This is a genomic window from Akkermansiaceae bacterium (assembly GCA_017798145.1).
Lineage (GTDB): Bacteria > Verrucomicrobiota > Verrucomicrobiia > Verrucomicrobiales > Akkermansiaceae > Luteolibacter.
Map to the genome: position 1 here is coordinate 2,387,423 of CP059069.1, position 15,489 is coordinate 2,402,911.

The following is a 15,489-nucleotide window of genomic DNA, read 5'->3' on the forward strand; positions in this document are numbered from 1 at the left end:
GAAATCCATGGAATACCCACTCACCCAAGCCACCCGCCACACCCTCCCAAACGGTCTCACCCTCATCCTCGATCCCGATCACGCCGCCCCGGTCATCAGCGTGCAGGCATGGGTCGCCACCGGCAGCATCCACGAGGACAGGCTCCTCGGCTCCGGCCTCTCGCACTTCCTCGAGCACATGGTCTTCAAAGGCACCCGCGACTTTTCCTCCGAAGGCCTCGCCCAGGCGGTGCAGGCGGGCGGCGGCCACTGGAACGCCTACACCACCTTCGAGCGCACGGTCTATTACATCGACGGCCCGGCGCAGTCCCTGGAAGTTTTCCTGAAATGCCTCACCGGACTGGTGTTTTTCCCGCTCATCCCCGAGTCCGAGTTCGAGAGCGAAAAGGACGTCATCCGCCGCGAGATCGACATGGGCTTGGACGATCCCGACAACGCCTCGATCCGCCTCCTGCTCTCCACCGCCTTCACCAAGGACGCCCGCCGCCAGCCTGTCATCGGCCACCGCCACCTCTTCGATGAGATTTCCCATTCCGATCTGACAAGCTATCACCGCACCCGCTACACCCCGGAAAAAACCCACATCGTCATCTCCGGCGATTTCAATCCCAATGTGGCGCTCTCCCTCGTGACCTCCCTGACCGCCGACGCGAAAAACGCCTCCGGCGCCGAGCCCCACCTCCAGGCCGATCCCCCGCAGGTTGGGCCACGCGAGGGTTTTGAGACCTTCGATGTCCCCACCAGCCGCCTCTGCCTGTCATGGAAAACCCCGGCCATCCATCATCCGGATGCGCCCGCCTACGATCTGCTCGCCGCCATCCTCGGCCGTGGCAAGGCCTCACGCCTCCACCGACGCCTCCGCGACCAGCGCGAGCTGGCACTGGAAATCTCCGCATGGACATGGATCGATCCCGGCTGCGAAGGCCTCATCGCCGTTTCCGCAGAATGCGCCCCTGAGAAACGCGATGAGCTGAAGGCCGCGATCCTCGCCGAGATCACCGAGATCGCCGCCAGCGACCTCGACGCGGATCTCGCAAAAGCAAAGCGCCAGACCGCCGCCAGCCAGTTCAAGACACTCACCACCGCCTCCGGCCGCGCCTCCGACCTCGCCTCGAACTGGCACGAGGCGCGCGAACTCGATTTCACCCGCTCCCACCTCGCCGCGATCAATGCCGTCACGCCCGCCGACATCCGCCGCGTCGCCACAAGCCTCACCGAAAGCCGCCTCACCTTCACCTCGCTCGATCCGGAAAATTTCACCCCCATCGTCGCCGAAAGGAAAGCCGCCGCCGCCGTGCAGGGCATCACCACCCACACGCTCTCCAACGGCCTCCGCCTCGCCCTCCTGCCGGATCACCGCGTGCCGCTCATCCATTTCCAAGCCGCCGCCCGCGCCGGGCTGCCATCCGAAACGGCAGAGAACAACGGCCTCAACCAGCTCTTCGCCTCCACCCTCGCCAAAGGAACCGCCAGCCGCTCCGCCGACGAGATCGCCACCTCCCTCGAATCACTCGGCGCATCCATCTCCGCCACCGCCGGCAACAACGCCCTGCTCGTCCAGGCCGCCGGCCTCTCCGCCGACATCCTGCCAATCCTCGATGTCTTCGCCGACGTAATCCAGAACCCCAGCTTCCCCACCGATGCGATCCACCGGGAAAAGGCCAGCCAGCTCGCCTCCCTTGAGGAAGCCCTCGCCGATCCCCTGCACCGCTGCTTCAGGCAGCTCCGCCACAACCACTACTGCGGCCAGGGCTACGCCCTCGATTCACTCGGCACCCCGGAAACCCTCGCAAAACTCGGTCGTCTCGATCTCGCCGCCCACCACTCCCGCCACTTTTGCGCCGCCAATCTCACCCTCGCCGTCGCCGGCGATTTCGACCCAGCAGCCATGGTCGATCTGCTCGAAAGCCATTTCCAAAAACTCCACGCCGGGGAAGCATGGAACCCGCCCGAATCCACCAGATCCATCGGAGAGACAGCCACCGCCACCCTCCCCAAGAAACAGGCCGTGCTCGCCATCGGCTATCCCGGCGCATCCACCGGCTCCGAGGAGCGCCACGCCCTCGCCTTCCTGCAGGAGCACTCTTCCGACATGGCAGGCCCCCTTTTCGGCCGCATCCGCGAGGAACTCGGCCTCGCCTACCGCGTCGGCGCCACCCAGTTCCTCGGATACGACAAGGGTCTGTTCACCTTCTACCTCGCCACCTCCCCCGAGCAGATCGAGCTCGCCACCGGGGAACTGAAAAAGGAAATCGCAAAAATCGCCACCGAGGGCATTCCGGAAGACACCTTCGAGCGCGTCCGCTCCACCGTCCTCAGCGGCGCCGCCATCCAGCAGCAATCCCCCGCCTCCAACGCCCGCCACGCCGCCCTCGACCTCCTCTTCGGCCACCCCGCCGAAACCCACCGCCTCCTTCCCGCCATCTACGCCGCCCTCACGCCGCAGCAGGTTTGCGAGGTCGCGAAGAGCGTTTTCTCCACGAAGCCCACAATTTCAGTGATCATGGGGGAGAAGGCATGAGACCGGAGCGAAAAACATCTTTACATCCCGTCCTCAGCCTGAATAGTGGACAAATGACGAAATTAAAAACCCTCCTGATTTCCATGACTCTCGGCGCTGGCATCTCCCAGGCGGCGACGACGGTCTTCTCCGATACCTTCAGCGATGGCGACCGCACCGATGGCGCGGATCTTGATGACATCCAGTGGTACGCGGGTCGCAACAATGTCGCCCTGTCCGTCGGCGCCGATGCCGGAATCGGCACCGGCGATGCGCTCCTGGTCAACAGCAGCACAACCTTCTCCCGCGTCGTCGGACTGTTTGGCTCGGCTGTCACCATCGGCGTTGGGGAAACGCTGCGTCTTTCCTTCGACATGCGCTTCCAAACCACGCCCGGCACCGGGAGCGGCCTGCTTCGTATCGGCATTTTCAACAATGGCGGAACGGCGATCACCGGCGATGAGGATCCCGGCGCCAACCAGAACAATCACTTCGGTTACGGCTTTTCCACAAATCCAGGGGCGGTTCTCGCTGGAGGAACCACCGTTACCACCGAGGAGGCGGGCAATTCCATACTCGGCGGCTCCAACCCTGGCGGCTTCAGCTCCACCGGGAGTGCGGGCGCTTCCATCGAATGGGGTACCACCGTGCATAACGGGGTGTTCAGCATCACACGCCTCGCGGACGGATCCATGGATCTCAGTGCCCGCATCGACGGGGGCACCGCCGCAACGGCCAACATCGCCGCCCCGATAAATAGCAGCTACACCTTCCACGAAGTCGCGTTCGGCCAAGGTAACATGAACATTGACTTCGCGCTGGACAATGTGGAGCTCTCCATCGTCCCCGAGCCGTCCACGTCCCTCGTCCTCGCGCTTGGCGCGCTGTGCTTTTTGCGCCGCCGCAGGCTTCCGTGAAACGCGGGTTTCGGCGCGGAGCGCTTGCGCTTTTCTTGTGGCGGACGAGGCCAACACCTATGTCACCCGTGCGCGACGAATGCCGTTTGGCCTTGCCATCGCATAGCTGGAACCGTCGGGGATTCCGGCGAAAGAAACTTTCCACGGGACACGCGGACACGCATGCTTGGGCGTGCCAACCCTCCGCGAAGCGATCCGCTATTGGCTGAAGCTCGGCCTCATCAGCTTCGGCGGGCCGGCAGGGCAGATCGCGATCATGCACCGCGAGCTGGTGGAGAAACGCAAGTGGATCTCGGAAAGCCATTTCCTGCATGCGCTCAATTTCTGCATGATGCTGCCCGGGCCCGAGGCGCAGCAGCTGGCGACGTATCTCGGCTGGCGGCTGCACGGCTGGCGCGGCGGGATGGCGGCGGGCGCACTGTTCGTGCTGCCCTCGGCGGTCATCCTTTACTTCCTGGGCTGGCTCTACATGGCGGGCGGGCATCTGCCTTGGCTGGCGGCGATTTTCCACGGGCTGCTCCCGGCGGTGATCGCGGTGATCGCGGCCGCGGTTCTCAGGATCGGCGGGAAAACCCTGCGCAGCGCCACCCTCTGGGGCATCGCCGCGCTGTCCTTCTCCGCGATTTATTTTTTCGGGGTGTCCTTCGTGCTGATCATCGCCGCCGCCGCGCTGGCCGGCTGGGCCGGGCACCGGATTTCTCCTACGCAGTTTCCTCCGGGGAAATCCCACGGCGCGCTGGAGCATGATGATGATGCGGGCGTTCTGGTGCTTCCACCCGCCCCCCGCGCGAGCTGGAAGCGCACCCTGAAAGTTTCCGCCATCTGCATTTCCCTCTGGTTTCTGCCGGTGGTTGGGCTGGGTCTGTGGCTCGGGTGGGACAGCACGCCGGTCGCGCAGGGCGTCTTTTTCAGCAAGGCGGCGCTGGTCACCTTCGGCGGCGCTTATGCGGTGCTGCCCTACGTGGCGCAGCAGGCGGTGGAGCATTACCAATGGCTCTCGCACCCCCAGATGATGAGCGGCCTCGCCCTCGCGGAAACCACGCCCGGGCCGCTGATCATCGTGCTGGAGTTCGTCGGATTTGTCGGCGGCTGGCAGAATCCGGGGAAATTCAGCCCGCTGGCCGGAGCCTCGGTCGGAGCCGCGATCACCGTCTGGGCGACTTTCCTACCCTGCTTCCTGTTCGTTTTCCTCGGCGCCCCGTACGTGGAGCGACTCCACGAACTCCCGCGACTCGGTGCGTGCCTGACCGCGATCACCGCCGCCGTGGTCGGTGTGATCCTGAACCTCGGGGTCGTTTTTGCGCAACACGCCCTTTGGCCGGAAGGCGGCTTCGATGCCTTCGTGGCCATCCTCGCCGCCGCCTCGTTCATGGCGCTGTGGCGCTTCAAGCTACCCTTCACGTGGATCCTAGCCGCCTGCGCGGGGCTGGGGCTGCTCGCGGGATGGGCGGGCTACGCCTGAAAACGAGCCGTTTAAAATGCTTGAACGGCCGGGTGTGCCTGCCTACAGCCTCCGCATGGCTCTTGAAACCACACTGATCCTCTTCAAACCCGACGCCGTCGCGAAAAACCTCACCGGCGAGGTGCTTGCCCGTTTCCAGAAGGAAGGCTTCCTCGTGCGCGGCATCAAGATGATGTCCCTCAGCGACGAGATCCTCGCCGAGCACTACTCCCACATCGCCGACAAGCCGTTTTTCCCCTCCGTGCGCGGATTCATGCAGGAAACGCCGGTCATCGCCCTCGCCCTCGAAGGTGAAGACGTCATTTCCCGCGTCCGCGACCTGCTTGGCCCGACCGATTCCATGGTCGCCGCACCCGGCACGATCCGCGGTGATTTCGGTTTCAAGGACGCCGATGCGAAGATGCGCAACGTCTGCCACGCCTCCGATTCCCCGGAAGCCGCCGCCGCCGAGATCAAGCGCTTCTTCAAGGACGGCGAGATCTTTTCCTACTGACCGGAAACTTGAGCTTTTCCCTCCTCCTCCACGCGCTTGAGCCGAAGCCCGACCGCAAGGCTCTGGAGGAAATCACCGTCAACGTGCGTTCCGTGGCGCGCGCCGACGCGGCGGGGATTTTGCGGGGTTGGTTCGGCATCGTTTCCTCGGGGCTTTCGCTCGAAGACGCGACCGCCTTCCAAACCGGCCTGCGAACCCTCGGCTGCGAAACGGACATCGTGCCGGACGGGGACATCCCTTCCCTGCACCCGGATTTCCGCTGCCAGCGGATCGACCTCACCCCGGAAACGCTGACACTCACCACCGCGATGAACCGCCGCCAGGTGCGCGGACTCGGCGAACTGGTCTTTGCCGCCGCAGGCATGGTTGAGCGTGAAAAACAGGTCTCCGATTACGAAATGCAGACCGACGTACGATATTTCGAGGGCGGCGCGTACACCGTGCAGGTGCCCACGCGGATTACGAAATCCGTGGAAAAAACATGCTTCCGCATCGACCTCTTTTTCTCCGCGCCCATGCACCGCGTTTCCTACGAGGTCGAGCGGGAGACCGTGATGTTCTACGGCGAGCGCCACATCCGCGTCGGCAACAAGGCGGAAAGCCTGGCCCTCATGGCGGATCTTTCCTCGCTGCTGCCGCCCGACCGCCTGAACCGCGGCCTGCGCGAGCTTTCCACGGAGCCGCTCTACCCCTCCCTGCAAGCCTATGAGGAGGAGATCCGCTGGGCGTTTCACCGCCTCGGCGCGAAGGGGTGAGTGCGGCGAAAAAAGATCGCCATGCCCGGCTATGCTCAGCGAAGATGACCTCAACGCCATGAAACATCTCCTCGCCGCCGCCCTTCTCCTCGCCGCGCCCGTGCACGCCGCGCCGCTGAAAGTCTATATCCTTTCCGGGCAATCCAACATGCAGGGACACGCCAACGTCAGCACCTTCCCCTCGATGGCGCGGAATCCGGAAACCGCACCCCTGCTCAAGGAAATGACCGACGCCGAAGGCAAGCCGGTCGTCTGCGAGCGCGTCTGGATCAGCTACCTTTCCGAGGGCAAGGGCGGCGTCACCGAACTCAGGGAGGGCCAACTCACCGCAGGCTTCGGCGCCGGCCCGGACAAGATCGGGCCGGAATTCACCTTCGGCCTCACCATGCAGAAGCACGTCAAGGAGCCCATCCTGCTCATCAAGACCGCCTGGGGCGGCAAAAGCCTGCACACAGATTTCCGTCCCCCTTCCGCAGGCGGCGAAGGCGCGGGCAAATACTACGGCCTGATGATGGAGCATGTGAAAAAGGTGCTCGCAGATCCCGGCAAGGTCGTCCCCGGCTACAACGCCAAGGACGGCTACGAGCTCGCCGGTTTCGTCTGGTTCCAGGGCTGGAACGACATGGTCGATGGCGGTGCCTATCCCGACCGTTACAAGCCCGGCGGCTACGACCGGTATTCGGAAAACCTCGCCCACCTGATCCGCGATGTCCGCAAGGATCTCGACGCGCCCAAGCTTCCCGTCGTCATCGGCGTCCTGGGCGTCGGCGGGCCGACGTCCATGTACGAGCAGCCGCGTTACGTGCAGGTGCACCAGAATTTCCGCGACGCCATGGCCGCACCGGCGAAGCTACCCGAGTTCAAGGGCAACGTCGCCAACGTCCTCACCGAGGAGTTCTGGGATCACGAACTCTCCAAGGTTCGTTCAAAGAAAGAGAAAACCCCGGAGGAAGAGGAAATTGCCAAAGGCGCATCCAACCAAGAATTCCACTACCTCGGCGCCTCGACCATCCTCGGCCCCATCGGGAAAGCCTTCGCCGATGCGATGGTTGGGATGAAGTGAGTCCGCTGCTTGCCAAGCGCACCCGGAAATCTGAAGATCGCCTCGTGTTCGAGACAAAGATCATTGAGGCGACCGACGACGGGATGAAGGAAGCGCAGAACGAGGCGGTCGCGCTTTTGCAAAAGGGCGAGGTCGTGGCCTTGCCGACGGAGACGGTGTACGGGCTGGCGGCGGATGCTTTCAATCCGGATGCCGTGGCGAAAATTTTCGCGGCGAAGGAGAGGCCGAGCTTCGATCCGCTGATCGTGCACATCGCCACGTTGCGTGATCTGGAGCGGGTGGCGGTGGTGCCGGAGGAGATCCGCACCATTGTGAACCAGCTCGCCAACGAGTTCTGGCCCGGGCCGCTGACGATCATTCTGCCGAAGACCCCGGAAGTGCCGGACATCGTGACCAGCGGCTTGCCGACGGTGGGCGTGCGGCAGAGCGGGCATCCGATTTTCCGCGCGATCAACAAGGCGCTGGGCAACCCCATCGCCGCGCCGAGCGCGAACCGCTTCGGGCGCATTTCCCCGACCTCCGCCTCCGCCGTGATGAAGGAACTGGGCGGGCGCATCCCGCTCATCGTCGATGCGGGAGCCTGCGGCGAGGGATTGGAAAGCACGATCATCCGCATCGAGCCGCGCGAGGGGAAAAAGCCGATTTTCCACCTTCACCGCGCCGGCCCGATCACCAAGGAGCAGCTCCAGAAATTCGGCAAGGTGGAGAAGGCGAAACCCGGCGACAAGCTGCTCGCGCCCGGGGAGCTGGAGAGCCATTACGCGCCGCTCACGCCCTTCCGCCTGATCGAAAAGCCGTCGGATTTCACGCCGGAAGTCGGCAAGACCTACGGCCTGCTCAGCTACACCGGCGAGGAGGGCGGCGAGTTCGTCCGCGCGCACCGCTGGGACAGCGTCGTCGCGCTCAGCCCCGGCAGCGGGAAACTCGCCGAGGCCGCGATCCGCCTGTTTTACGCGATGCGTGAGATGGACGAGATGGGGTTGGATGAAATCATCGCCGAGCCGGTCAGCGAGGTCGGCCTCGGTGTCGCGATCATGGATCGCCTGCGCCGCGCTTCGGCACGGTGAAATACGGCTCGCAGGCGTCGGGGTCGGAACCCTACTCAACCGGCGAGGCGGCTCCGCCTCCATGCGGCGGCAGGGTCTTGCGGAACTCGTCCAGGCAGAGCCCCATCTTGGTCGTCGGAATTACCTCGAAACCTGGCACCCGGGTGAGCGACAGGTCTTTGCCAAGCAGCGCTGAAAACGGCTCCCCGTCCTTGAGCCCCGCATCGGCAAGTGACAGGGCACGGTTGTCCGCGATGTTGGAGAACCTCCGGTTTTCCTCCTTCCCGCTCAAATCCAACCGGGTTTCGCACTCCACCATGACATTGCGGGTGATCCGGTTGCCGGTGGGCAGTTCGGGATGCTCTTTCAGCAGGCGGAGCATGCCGGGATAGCGCTCCGACCATGGCGGCAAGGACGGTCGGACTTTTGCCAGCTGTCCCCCGAGCTGCTTGTGCTCCAGGGTGTAGCCGCGGGCGACCCCACGATCATCCAGGTGAACCGCCCTCTTGCACCGAATGAACACATTTCCCTCCACGATATTATCATGACCGCCGCCGATCGCGACCCCGCTGGCTACGTTCCAGGCGATGTTGCCGCGGATGGTGTCGCCACTGTCCCCGTCATCCATGTAGAACGCGACGGCGTTGGTGTCGGCGACGAGGTTGTGCCGCAGGACGTTGCCCCGGCTGGTCCAGTCGTGGGTGGTGTAAAACGCCCCGACGTCGCCCGAATCCAGCGCGATGCGCCAGACCTGGTTGTATTCGATGATGTGGTCATTGCCGCCGTAGAGGACGGCGGCGTGGGGCAGGTCGTGGATCAGGTTATGGGCTAGCCGGCACCCAACCGCAGTGTAGCCGAAGGCGCCGAGCATGATGGCGGGCGCGTAGGTGGTCTGCGTCTGCCCGATGTGGTGGATATGGTTGTTCAAAACCACGTGGCCGGCGGGGGTGAGGCTCATGCGGTCGCCGCCTCCGACGTAGATCCCGCCCTGTCCGAGTTGATGGATGTCGCAACCGGCCACCCGGTGCCCGATCCCCCCGTTGAGAATGATCCCGGTGCCGCCCAGATCATGGATCTCGCAGCCTGCGATCAGGACTTCGGAGGCGCCGGTGATTTCCACCCCGTTCCCAAGGCCTCCCTCCAGGGTGAACCCGCGGAAGGTCACGTGTCCGGCATCCTCGATCCTGACAAGCGGATCCTTCATGTCGGAGATCAGGGCGCTACCGCCCTTCAGATCCCGCGGCGGCCACAGGTAGAGCATTTTTGTCGGGAAACGCAGGCACCATTCCCCCGCGCGATCCAGTTCCTCGAGGAGGTTGAGCGCATACCAGTTCTCCTTGCCGTCGCCGGTCCGCGTGCCGTTGACGGTCTTGCTGTATTTCGAGCCGATGCCGCCGCCGACCCCACGGGCATGCGTGACCGTTCCGGCCTGAGGGTCGATCGCCGCCACACGCACCGTCTCCGGTTGCCATGGCACCCGCCAGAAACCCTTCAACCAGAGTCCGTCCTCCACGGCCTTCCCCCAGGTGCCGGGGCGGCCCCCCCGGTAGCGGAAAGTTCCCGGGCTGCTGCTCGAGCCGTTTTCCAGGACGCTTTCGATGGTGGTGTATTCCACGTCCGGCCAGCGGGCCAGCGGCAGGCGCTCACCGTCGATGAAAAGCTCGATGATCCCGCCGCCGTCGCGGAACAGCTCCGGGAAAGGCCCGGCATTGCGGATGCCCAGCGCCTCCAGATCCAGTTCCACGACATGATCGCGCGCCGCCTCGGGCAGGCGCGCCTTCACGGCCGGATCCGAGACCGGGCGAAAGGCATCGCCTGCGATGACGCGGCCACCGACGAGCCGGACCGTCCCCTCCGCCTGATAGACGATCCGCGCCTCCGCTGTGCCGCCGTCCTGCTTGTCCAGCCCGAAAGAACGGGTGCGCAGGTAGGTGCCGGCATGCACACGGACGACGGCCCCCGCGCCCTGCAAACCATCCGCCTTGCGCTGCCGCAGCAGGTCGCGGGCTTTTTCCAGGGTGGCGACGGGCAGCTCCGCGGTGCCCGGATTGGTATCGGCACCATCCACGGCAACATGGATTTCGTGCGGTGCAGCCGGCGCCTCTCCCGCCCCGAGGGCAAGAAGAACGGCGGCGGTCACGGGCGCGAAGAAGCGGCGCGAAGATCTTGGGCCTTTTGAAATCATAGCTCTGTCTTTCATGAATCCGTTGCGGGATTTCCGCATCAATCCGCGGTCCCGATCCCAAGACCCTCGGAGAGCCTCAGGAAATCCTCCTTGTCCTTGCCTTTCCAGAGGCCGTTCGACTTGGCGGCGGCGTGCCACGTTTCCGCAGCGTTCCTGCATTGTTCGAGCAGCTTGGCCGAGCCGGGCTTGTCCTTCCAGAGGACAGGCGGGTATTTCCGCATGAAGGTGAGCAGCTTGTCGGCCGGGATCTCCTCCGCGTTCGCTTTCGCGAACGCGGCCTTGGCGGTCGCATCGGGGATGGTCGGGACGGCTGGCGGCGCGGGCTTGGCGGGCGGGGTTGCTTTCGGGATGCCGTCGAGGTTCTTCCACTCGGCGCTGATCGCCACCTCTTGGGTCGCCGATTTTCCGGGAAGTCCGGTGGCGAGCTGGAAGCATTGCTGCGCGAAGTCCCATGCGCCGGGCGAGATGCTGTGCCCCACGCCCGGCCAGCTTGCGGCGATGTGGCAGAATCCCTTCTTGTCCAGCTCGTCGCGGAACCTGCCGAACCATTCGAGGCGGCCGTAGGGGGCTTCGCCGAAGGATTTGCCCGTGTCGTTCTCCCCGCAGGAAATGGCGAAGGGGATCTTCTTCGCCGAATTACTAATGTTCCCGTAGTTGTCGGTGGCCCAGGTGCCGCCGGAATGGGCGGAGACCCCGCAGACGAGTTTCGGATGGTTCATCGCGAAACGGTGGGTGAACTGGCTGCCGGCGGAAAAGCCGTGCAGGAACATCTTTTCGCGCAGCTTGTAGCGTTTGCCCAGCTCCTCGAAGAGATTGATGAGCTTCTCGGCGTGGACGCCGTTGCCGTTCTGGAATGGGTTCTCGTTTTTCGTGTCGAACGACGGCCCGATGACGATCACATCGCCCCGTGCCGCCCAGCCTGCCGTTCCAGCCGCGCCTTTGCCGTTGCCACGGGCTCCATGGACGCCGACCACGAACTGGTAAGTCTTCGCGAGATCCACCGGATCGGGCGTGTAGACGTAGCAATCCATTCCCTGCGAGTCCCTGATCACTTCCTCGCCGGCTAGGGTGAGGACTGTGGTGATGGCGAGAGAGAGGGCAACGAAGAACGCATGCGGCATGACTTTGATCGTAACGTAAGCTGCGACGGTGATTTGTCATCGTGCTGTAGGAGCATGCCGGGTTTCGCGCCCATCGGAAGGACACATTTTCCACCACAGGGATGTTTGTCCTTTTCGAATGCGCCGATCGGTGTTCGCATGATCCCATGATTCGCGCCTCATCCGTGGCCAGCGCCCTATTGGGCTTTGTGGTTGCGGCGCAGGGAGAGAGCCGCCCGAATCTCCTGATCATCCTAGCCGACGACTTGGGCTACTCTGACCTCGGCTGCTACGGCGGCGAGATCCGCACTCCGAACCTCGATGCGCTCGCATCGGAAGGACTGCGTTTCACCCAGACCTACAATTCCAGCCGCTGCTGCCCTACGCGGGCAAGCCTGCTGACCGGGCTTTACCCGCACCAGGCGGGGATAGGTCGTTTCGTGGGCGGAGGAAAGCAGCCGGGCTACCAAGGCCGCCTCACCGATCGCTGCGTCACCCTGGCGGAAGTGCTCCGCCCGGCGGGTTACGCGACCCTCGCCTGCGGAAAATGGCACGTGAACACCCCGGGGCCGACCGAACGGGGCTTCGATGAGTTCTACGGTTTCGTTCACGGCTACGGGGTCGATTCATGGGATCCAAAAATGATGATCCGCCTCCCCGAAGGCCATCCGCACCGCAAGTATGTGGAGGGCGAGTATTTCGCCACCGACGCGATCACGGATCACGCGCTGGATTTTCTGGGAATCGCCCGTGAGAGCGGGAAGCCGTGGCTGCTCTACGTGGCTTACCAGGCACCGCATTTCCCGATCCAAGCGCCGGGGAGCCTCACGAAAACATACGTGGATACATATGCGAAAGGGTGGGACGCGATCCGGGAACAGCGCCTCGCCCGAATGAAGGAGCTTGGCCTCATCGCCCGTAGTATGCAGCTCCCGCCACGCGGGGCCATCGATCGGCCGGATGTCGCGGAGCGGATCGGATCGATGACGGCGGACGGGATGAACCCGGCATGGGAATCGCTGGACGAAGATCGCCGCGCGGATCTTGCGAGGCGTATGGCAGTCTATGCCGCGATGGTCGAGAACATGGACAGCAACATCGGGCGCCTGGTTCGCGATCTGGGTGCGAGCGGCGAACTGGACAACACGCTCATTCTTTTCCTCAGCGACAACGGCGCCTGCGCGGAGTGGGAGCCGTTCGGGTTCGATCTCGAAAAGGCGGACTACTCGGGCAACAAACCCGGCCACGGCATCGGTTCGGGCACGCCGAACAAGCCCAATGTCCTGCACAGGGGCGAGGAACTCGATCTGATGGGGGGCATGAACAGCCTGTTGAGCTACGGCTGCGCGTGGGCGAACGCCTGCAACACCCCGCTCTCGCTCTACAAGCACTATGCCCATGAGGGCGGCATCCGCACACCGATGATCGCCCACTGGCCGAAGGGGATCGCCGATCGCGGAAAGCTCCGCCCGCAGGTTTCCCATGTCATGGACATCATGGCGACGTGCGTTGATCTCGGAGGTGCCAGTTATCCGAAGCATCGCAAAGGCGCGGACATCCCGCCGCCGGAGGGTCGCAGCCTCGTCCCCGCATTCGCCGGAAAACAGGATGAGCCGCGCACCCTGATCTTCGAGCATGAGCAGAATGCCGCCATCCGCCAGGGCGATTGGAAACTGGTTTCCGAAAATGGCCTTGGAAAAAGCGGAATGCGGCCGGGAGCCGCGTGGAGGCTGTATGATCTGTCGAAAGACCCTTCCGAGCAGAACGACCTCGCCCCGGAGCAACCTGATCGCGTCGAGGCGATGTCTGCGGAATTTCTCCGCCAGGCAGAGAGGACGCTGGTTTTCCCTGCGCCGTGAGAACGGGGAGCGGTTGACGCCCGCCTACCATTGGCCATGCTTGATTGGCTGGGTTTTGTGCGGCCAACCAGGCATCGTGCCATCATGATGTGGGGGATGCCTGGCTTCAGCGGCTTGGATTCGAGCCGGGCCTGGGTTTCTTCGGGGCGAGTGTGCGCATCGTTTCAATGGTGCTTGCTTGGGAGGGATCTTCGGCAAGGTTCGCGAATTCGTGGGGGTCTGCGGTGATGTCGTAAAGCTCCTCCCCGCCATCGGCGTAGCGGATGTAGCGGAAGCGCTCGCCTGAGACGGCGAACTCGCCGGGCTTGCCGAGCTGGGTGACGGAGACGTGCGGCCATTCCGCTTCGGGATTTGCGAGAAGGGGTGTCAGGTCGTTGCCTTCCACCGGTTGGCCTTCGCGATCCGGCACGCCGGTGAGCGAGAGCAGGGTGCGGAAGGTGTCGAAGGTGGAGACGGGGCTTTCGCAAATGCCGGGGGTGGTGCCGGCGGGCAGCCCCGGGCAGCCTTTCGGGACGGAGATGAAATAGGGGACGCGGGTGCAGACGCGCCAGCCGGTGAATTTCTGCCAGTGCTCCTTTTCTCCGAGGTGCCAGCCGTGGTCGCTCCAGAGGACGACGATGGTGTTGTCGCGGCGCGGGGATTTTTCCAGGGCATCGAGCACGCGGCCGAGCATGGCATCGGCGAAGTGGATGGATGCGAGGTAACCCTGCACGCCCTGTCGCCATTGGCCGTTCCAGTTGATGTGGGCGAAATAGCGGTTGCGGGCGAGGCGTTGTCCGGCGGGCGGGATGTCCTCGAGGTCGTCGGCGCGGTATCCGGCCGGGAGCTGGATCTGATCGAGGGGAAACGGCTCGAAGTATTTCTTCGGGACGAACCATGGCTCGTGCGGGCGGTAGAGGCCGCAAGCGAGGAAGAAGGGCTTTTCCGGAGGATGGGCGAGCTGCCCTGCAATCCATTCCGTGACCTTGTGATCCCCGCCGAACTCCTCGTCGGTGCAGTCGAGCGGGCCCCAATCGGTCTCCATGTATTGCCATTCCCCGGCGCGCGGCAGGGAGACCGGGCGCTTCTTGGGATAAAGGGTGAAGGGGAACGGGTCGTCGCCATCCTTTTTCGGGAAATATTCGTCCCAGCTCGGCGGATCGATGACGTAGTGAAGGATTTTCCCGGAGCCGGCGGCGTGGTAGCCGTGGTTCGCGAAGTGCCGGGGCATCAGGGTGACGTCGGGCATCACGTCGCGGAGCTTCTGGCGGTTGTCGTAGAGGCCGGACTGCCACGGCGGGATGCCGCTCATGATCGCCGCGCGGACGGGGCCGCAGGAAGGGGCGATGCAGTGGGCGTTGGTGAAAGCGACGCTGCGTGCGGCGAGCCTTGCGAAGTTCGGGGTGACGGTCTGGGGGTTTCCGCCCAGCGGCGAGATCCAGTTGTTGAGGTCGTCGACGGCGATGAAGAGAATGTCGGGTTTGCGCTCGGCGGCGACGAGGCTGCCGGTGAGCAGGCAGGCAAGGAGGAGGGGTTTCATGTTAGGGCTGAATCTATCCAACCCTTTGGTACAGGATACCAAGCCAACTGGCATCACCTTTTTTCCGCAGCGGCAAAATCCGCTTCCGGACAACTCCGAATCGACAGTCACCCGGCTCATGAAATAAAAACTTAATTTTTAGTTTTACAGGTCGCGACAATGCGATTATGGCTTTCCGTATGGCACAGGAAAAATCGTCCCACTCACTCTCGAAGCTATCCCGGAGAGAGATCCAGATCATGGAGATCCTTTTTGCAAACGGGCCGATGACTGTAGCCGATCTCACGGAAAGGATGCCCGACGACCTTTCGAGGAACGGCGTCCGGACATTCGTGACCATCCTCACCAACAAAGGCAAATTGACGCGGATCAAACAGGGGCGCGAGTTCATCTACGAGCCTGCCATCGAGAAAGAGGCGGTGGCGAATAGCGCCCTCGGGAAATTGCTGGAAGTGTTCTTCAATGGCTCCCTGTCTGACGCGGTTGCCGCGAGGTTTTCCGGAACAAGATCGAAAATCGACGAGCATGAGCTTGCCCGGCTCGAGCAGTTGATTTCCGAAGCCCGTGGCAAAAAATCCCGATCCTGACCA

At 63.7% G+C, this 15,489-nt stretch carries 12 protein-coding genes; 9 read left to right on the top strand and 3 right to left on the bottom strand.

Annotation, left to right across the window (positions count from 1 at the left end):
- The first annotated feature begins 7 nt into the window (after window positions 1-7).
- The 7 genes from HZ994_10150 to HZ994_10180 all read left to right on the top strand — a co-directional run bounded on the left by HZ994_10150 (window position 8) and on the right by HZ994_10180 (window position 8,257).
- Window positions 8-2,521: an insulinase family protein gene (locus tag HZ994_10150; protein ID QTN32677.1), complete on the top strand. Its 2,514-nt coding sequence runs from the start codon at window positions 8-10 to the stop codon at window positions 2,519-2,521.
- Window positions 2,522-2,574: 53 nt separating this feature from the next.
- The gene (locus HZ994_10155) at window positions 2,575-3,417 is read left to right on the top strand and encodes a PEP-CTERM sorting domain-containing protein (GenBank protein QTN32678.1); all 843 of its coding nucleotides are present in this window, start codon (window positions 2,575-2,577) and stop codon (window positions 3,415-3,417) included.
- Window positions 3,418-3,583: 166 nt separating this feature from the next.
- Window positions 3,584-4,879, top strand: coding sequence for a chromate efflux transporter (gene chrA / locus HZ994_10160; GenBank protein QTN32679.1), 1,296 nt, complete (start codon window positions 3,584-3,586; stop codon window positions 4,877-4,879).
- A gap of 55 nt (window positions 4,880-4,934) precedes the next feature.
- A complete protein-coding gene (ndk, locus tag HZ994_10165) occupies window positions 4,935-5,372 on the top strand; it encodes a nucleoside-diphosphate kinase (protein QTN32680.1) in 438 nt (145 codons plus the stop codon).
- Window positions 5,373-5,380: 8 nt separating this feature from the next.
- Window positions 5,381-6,127: a hypothetical protein gene (locus HZ994_10170; GenBank protein ID QTN32681.1), complete on the top strand. Its 747-nt coding sequence runs from the start codon at window positions 5,381-5,383 to the stop codon at window positions 6,125-6,127.
- A 58-nt stretch (window positions 6,128-6,185) separates the two neighbouring features.
- Window positions 6,186-7,190: a hypothetical protein gene (locus tag HZ994_10175; protein ID QTN32682.1), complete on the top strand. Its 1,005-nt coding sequence runs from the start codon at window positions 6,186-6,188 to the stop codon at window positions 7,188-7,190.
- An 83-nt stretch (window positions 7,191-7,273) separates the two neighbouring features.
- On the top strand, window positions 7,274-8,257 hold the full coding sequence (locus tag HZ994_10180; GenBank protein QTN34366.1) for a threonylcarbamoyl-AMP synthase: 984 nt from the start codon (window positions 7,274-7,276) through the stop codon (window positions 8,255-8,257).
- Between the two features lie 31 nt (window positions 8,258-8,288).
- On the opposite strand, the gene HZ994_10185 is transcribed toward HZ994_10180, so the two are convergent.
- Both HZ994_10185 and HZ994_10190 read right to left on the bottom strand, forming a co-directional pair.
- Window positions 8,289-10,376 carry a right-handed parallel beta-helix repeat-containing protein gene (locus HZ994_10185; GenBank protein ID QTN32683.1) on the bottom strand — a complete coding sequence of 696 codons (2,088 nt, stop codon included), beginning with the start codon at window positions 10,374-10,376 and terminating at the stop codon, window positions 8,289-8,291.
- 83 nt (window positions 10,377-10,459) lie between these two features.
- A complete protein-coding gene (locus HZ994_10190; protein QTN32684.1) occupies window positions 10,460-11,542 on the bottom strand; it encodes a hypothetical protein in 1,083 nt (360 codons plus the stop codon).
- A gap of 146 nt (window positions 11,543-11,688) precedes the next feature.
- On the opposite strand from HZ994_10190, the gene HZ994_10195 reads away from it, so the two are divergent.
- Window positions 11,689-13,380, top strand: a complete 1,692-nt coding sequence (locus HZ994_10195) for an arylsulfatase (GenBank protein ID QTN32685.1) — start codon at window positions 11,689-11,691, stop codon at window positions 13,378-13,380.
- A 106-nt stretch (window positions 13,381-13,486) separates the two neighbouring features.
- Here HZ994_10195 and HZ994_10200 read toward each other — a convergent pair whose 3' ends face one another.
- Window positions 13,487-14,899 (bottom strand): sulfatase, encoded by a 1,413-nt coding sequence (locus HZ994_10200; GenBank protein QTN32686.1) that lies wholly within the window; start codon window positions 14,897-14,899, stop codon window positions 13,487-13,489.
- A 239-nt stretch (window positions 14,900-15,138) separates the two neighbouring features.
- Here HZ994_10200 and HZ994_10205 point away from each other — a divergent pair, with 239 nt between their 5' ends.
- Complete coding sequence (locus tag HZ994_10205) at window positions 15,139-15,486, top strand: BlaI/MecI/CopY family transcriptional regulator (protein QTN32687.1); 348 nt, start codon at window positions 15,139-15,141, stop codon at window positions 15,484-15,486.
- Window positions 15,487-15,489 lie beyond the last annotated feature (3 nt).

Excerpts from the sequence above, each read along its gene's own strand:
- HZ994_10150 (QTN32677.1), top strand. The coding sequence starts at position 8 with ATGGAATACCCACTCACCCAAGCCACCCGCCACACCCTCCCAAACGGT.
- HZ994_10155 (QTN32678.1), top strand. The coding sequence starts at position 2,575 with ATGACGAAATTAAAAACCCTCCTGATTTCCATGACTCTCGGCGCTGGC.
- ndk (QTN32680.1), top strand. The coding sequence starts at position 4,935 with ATGGCTCTTGAAACCACACTGATCCTCTTCAAACCCGACGCCGTCGCG.
- HZ994_10175 (QTN32682.1), top strand. The coding sequence starts at position 6,186 with ATGAAACATCTCCTCGCCGCCGCCCTTCTCCTCGCCGCGCCCGTGCAC.
- HZ994_10180 (QTN34366.1), top strand. The coding sequence starts at position 7,274 with ATGAAGGAAGCGCAGAACGAGGCGGTCGCGCTTTTGCAAAAGGGCGAG.
- HZ994_10190 (QTN32684.1), bottom strand. The coding sequence starts at position 11,542 with ATGCCGCATGCGTTCTTCGTTGCCCTCTCTCTCGCCATCACCACAGTC.
- HZ994_10195 (QTN32685.1), top strand. The coding sequence starts at position 11,689 with ATGATTCGCGCCTCATCCGTGGCCAGCGCCCTATTGGGCTTTGTGGTT.
- HZ994_10200 (QTN32686.1), bottom strand. The coding sequence starts at position 14,899 with ATGAAACCCCTCCTCCTTGCCTGCCTGCTCACCGGCAGCCTCGTCGCC.
- HZ994_10205 (QTN32687.1), top strand. The coding sequence starts at position 15,139 with ATGGAGATCCTTTTTGCAAACGGGCCGATGACTGTAGCCGATCTCACG.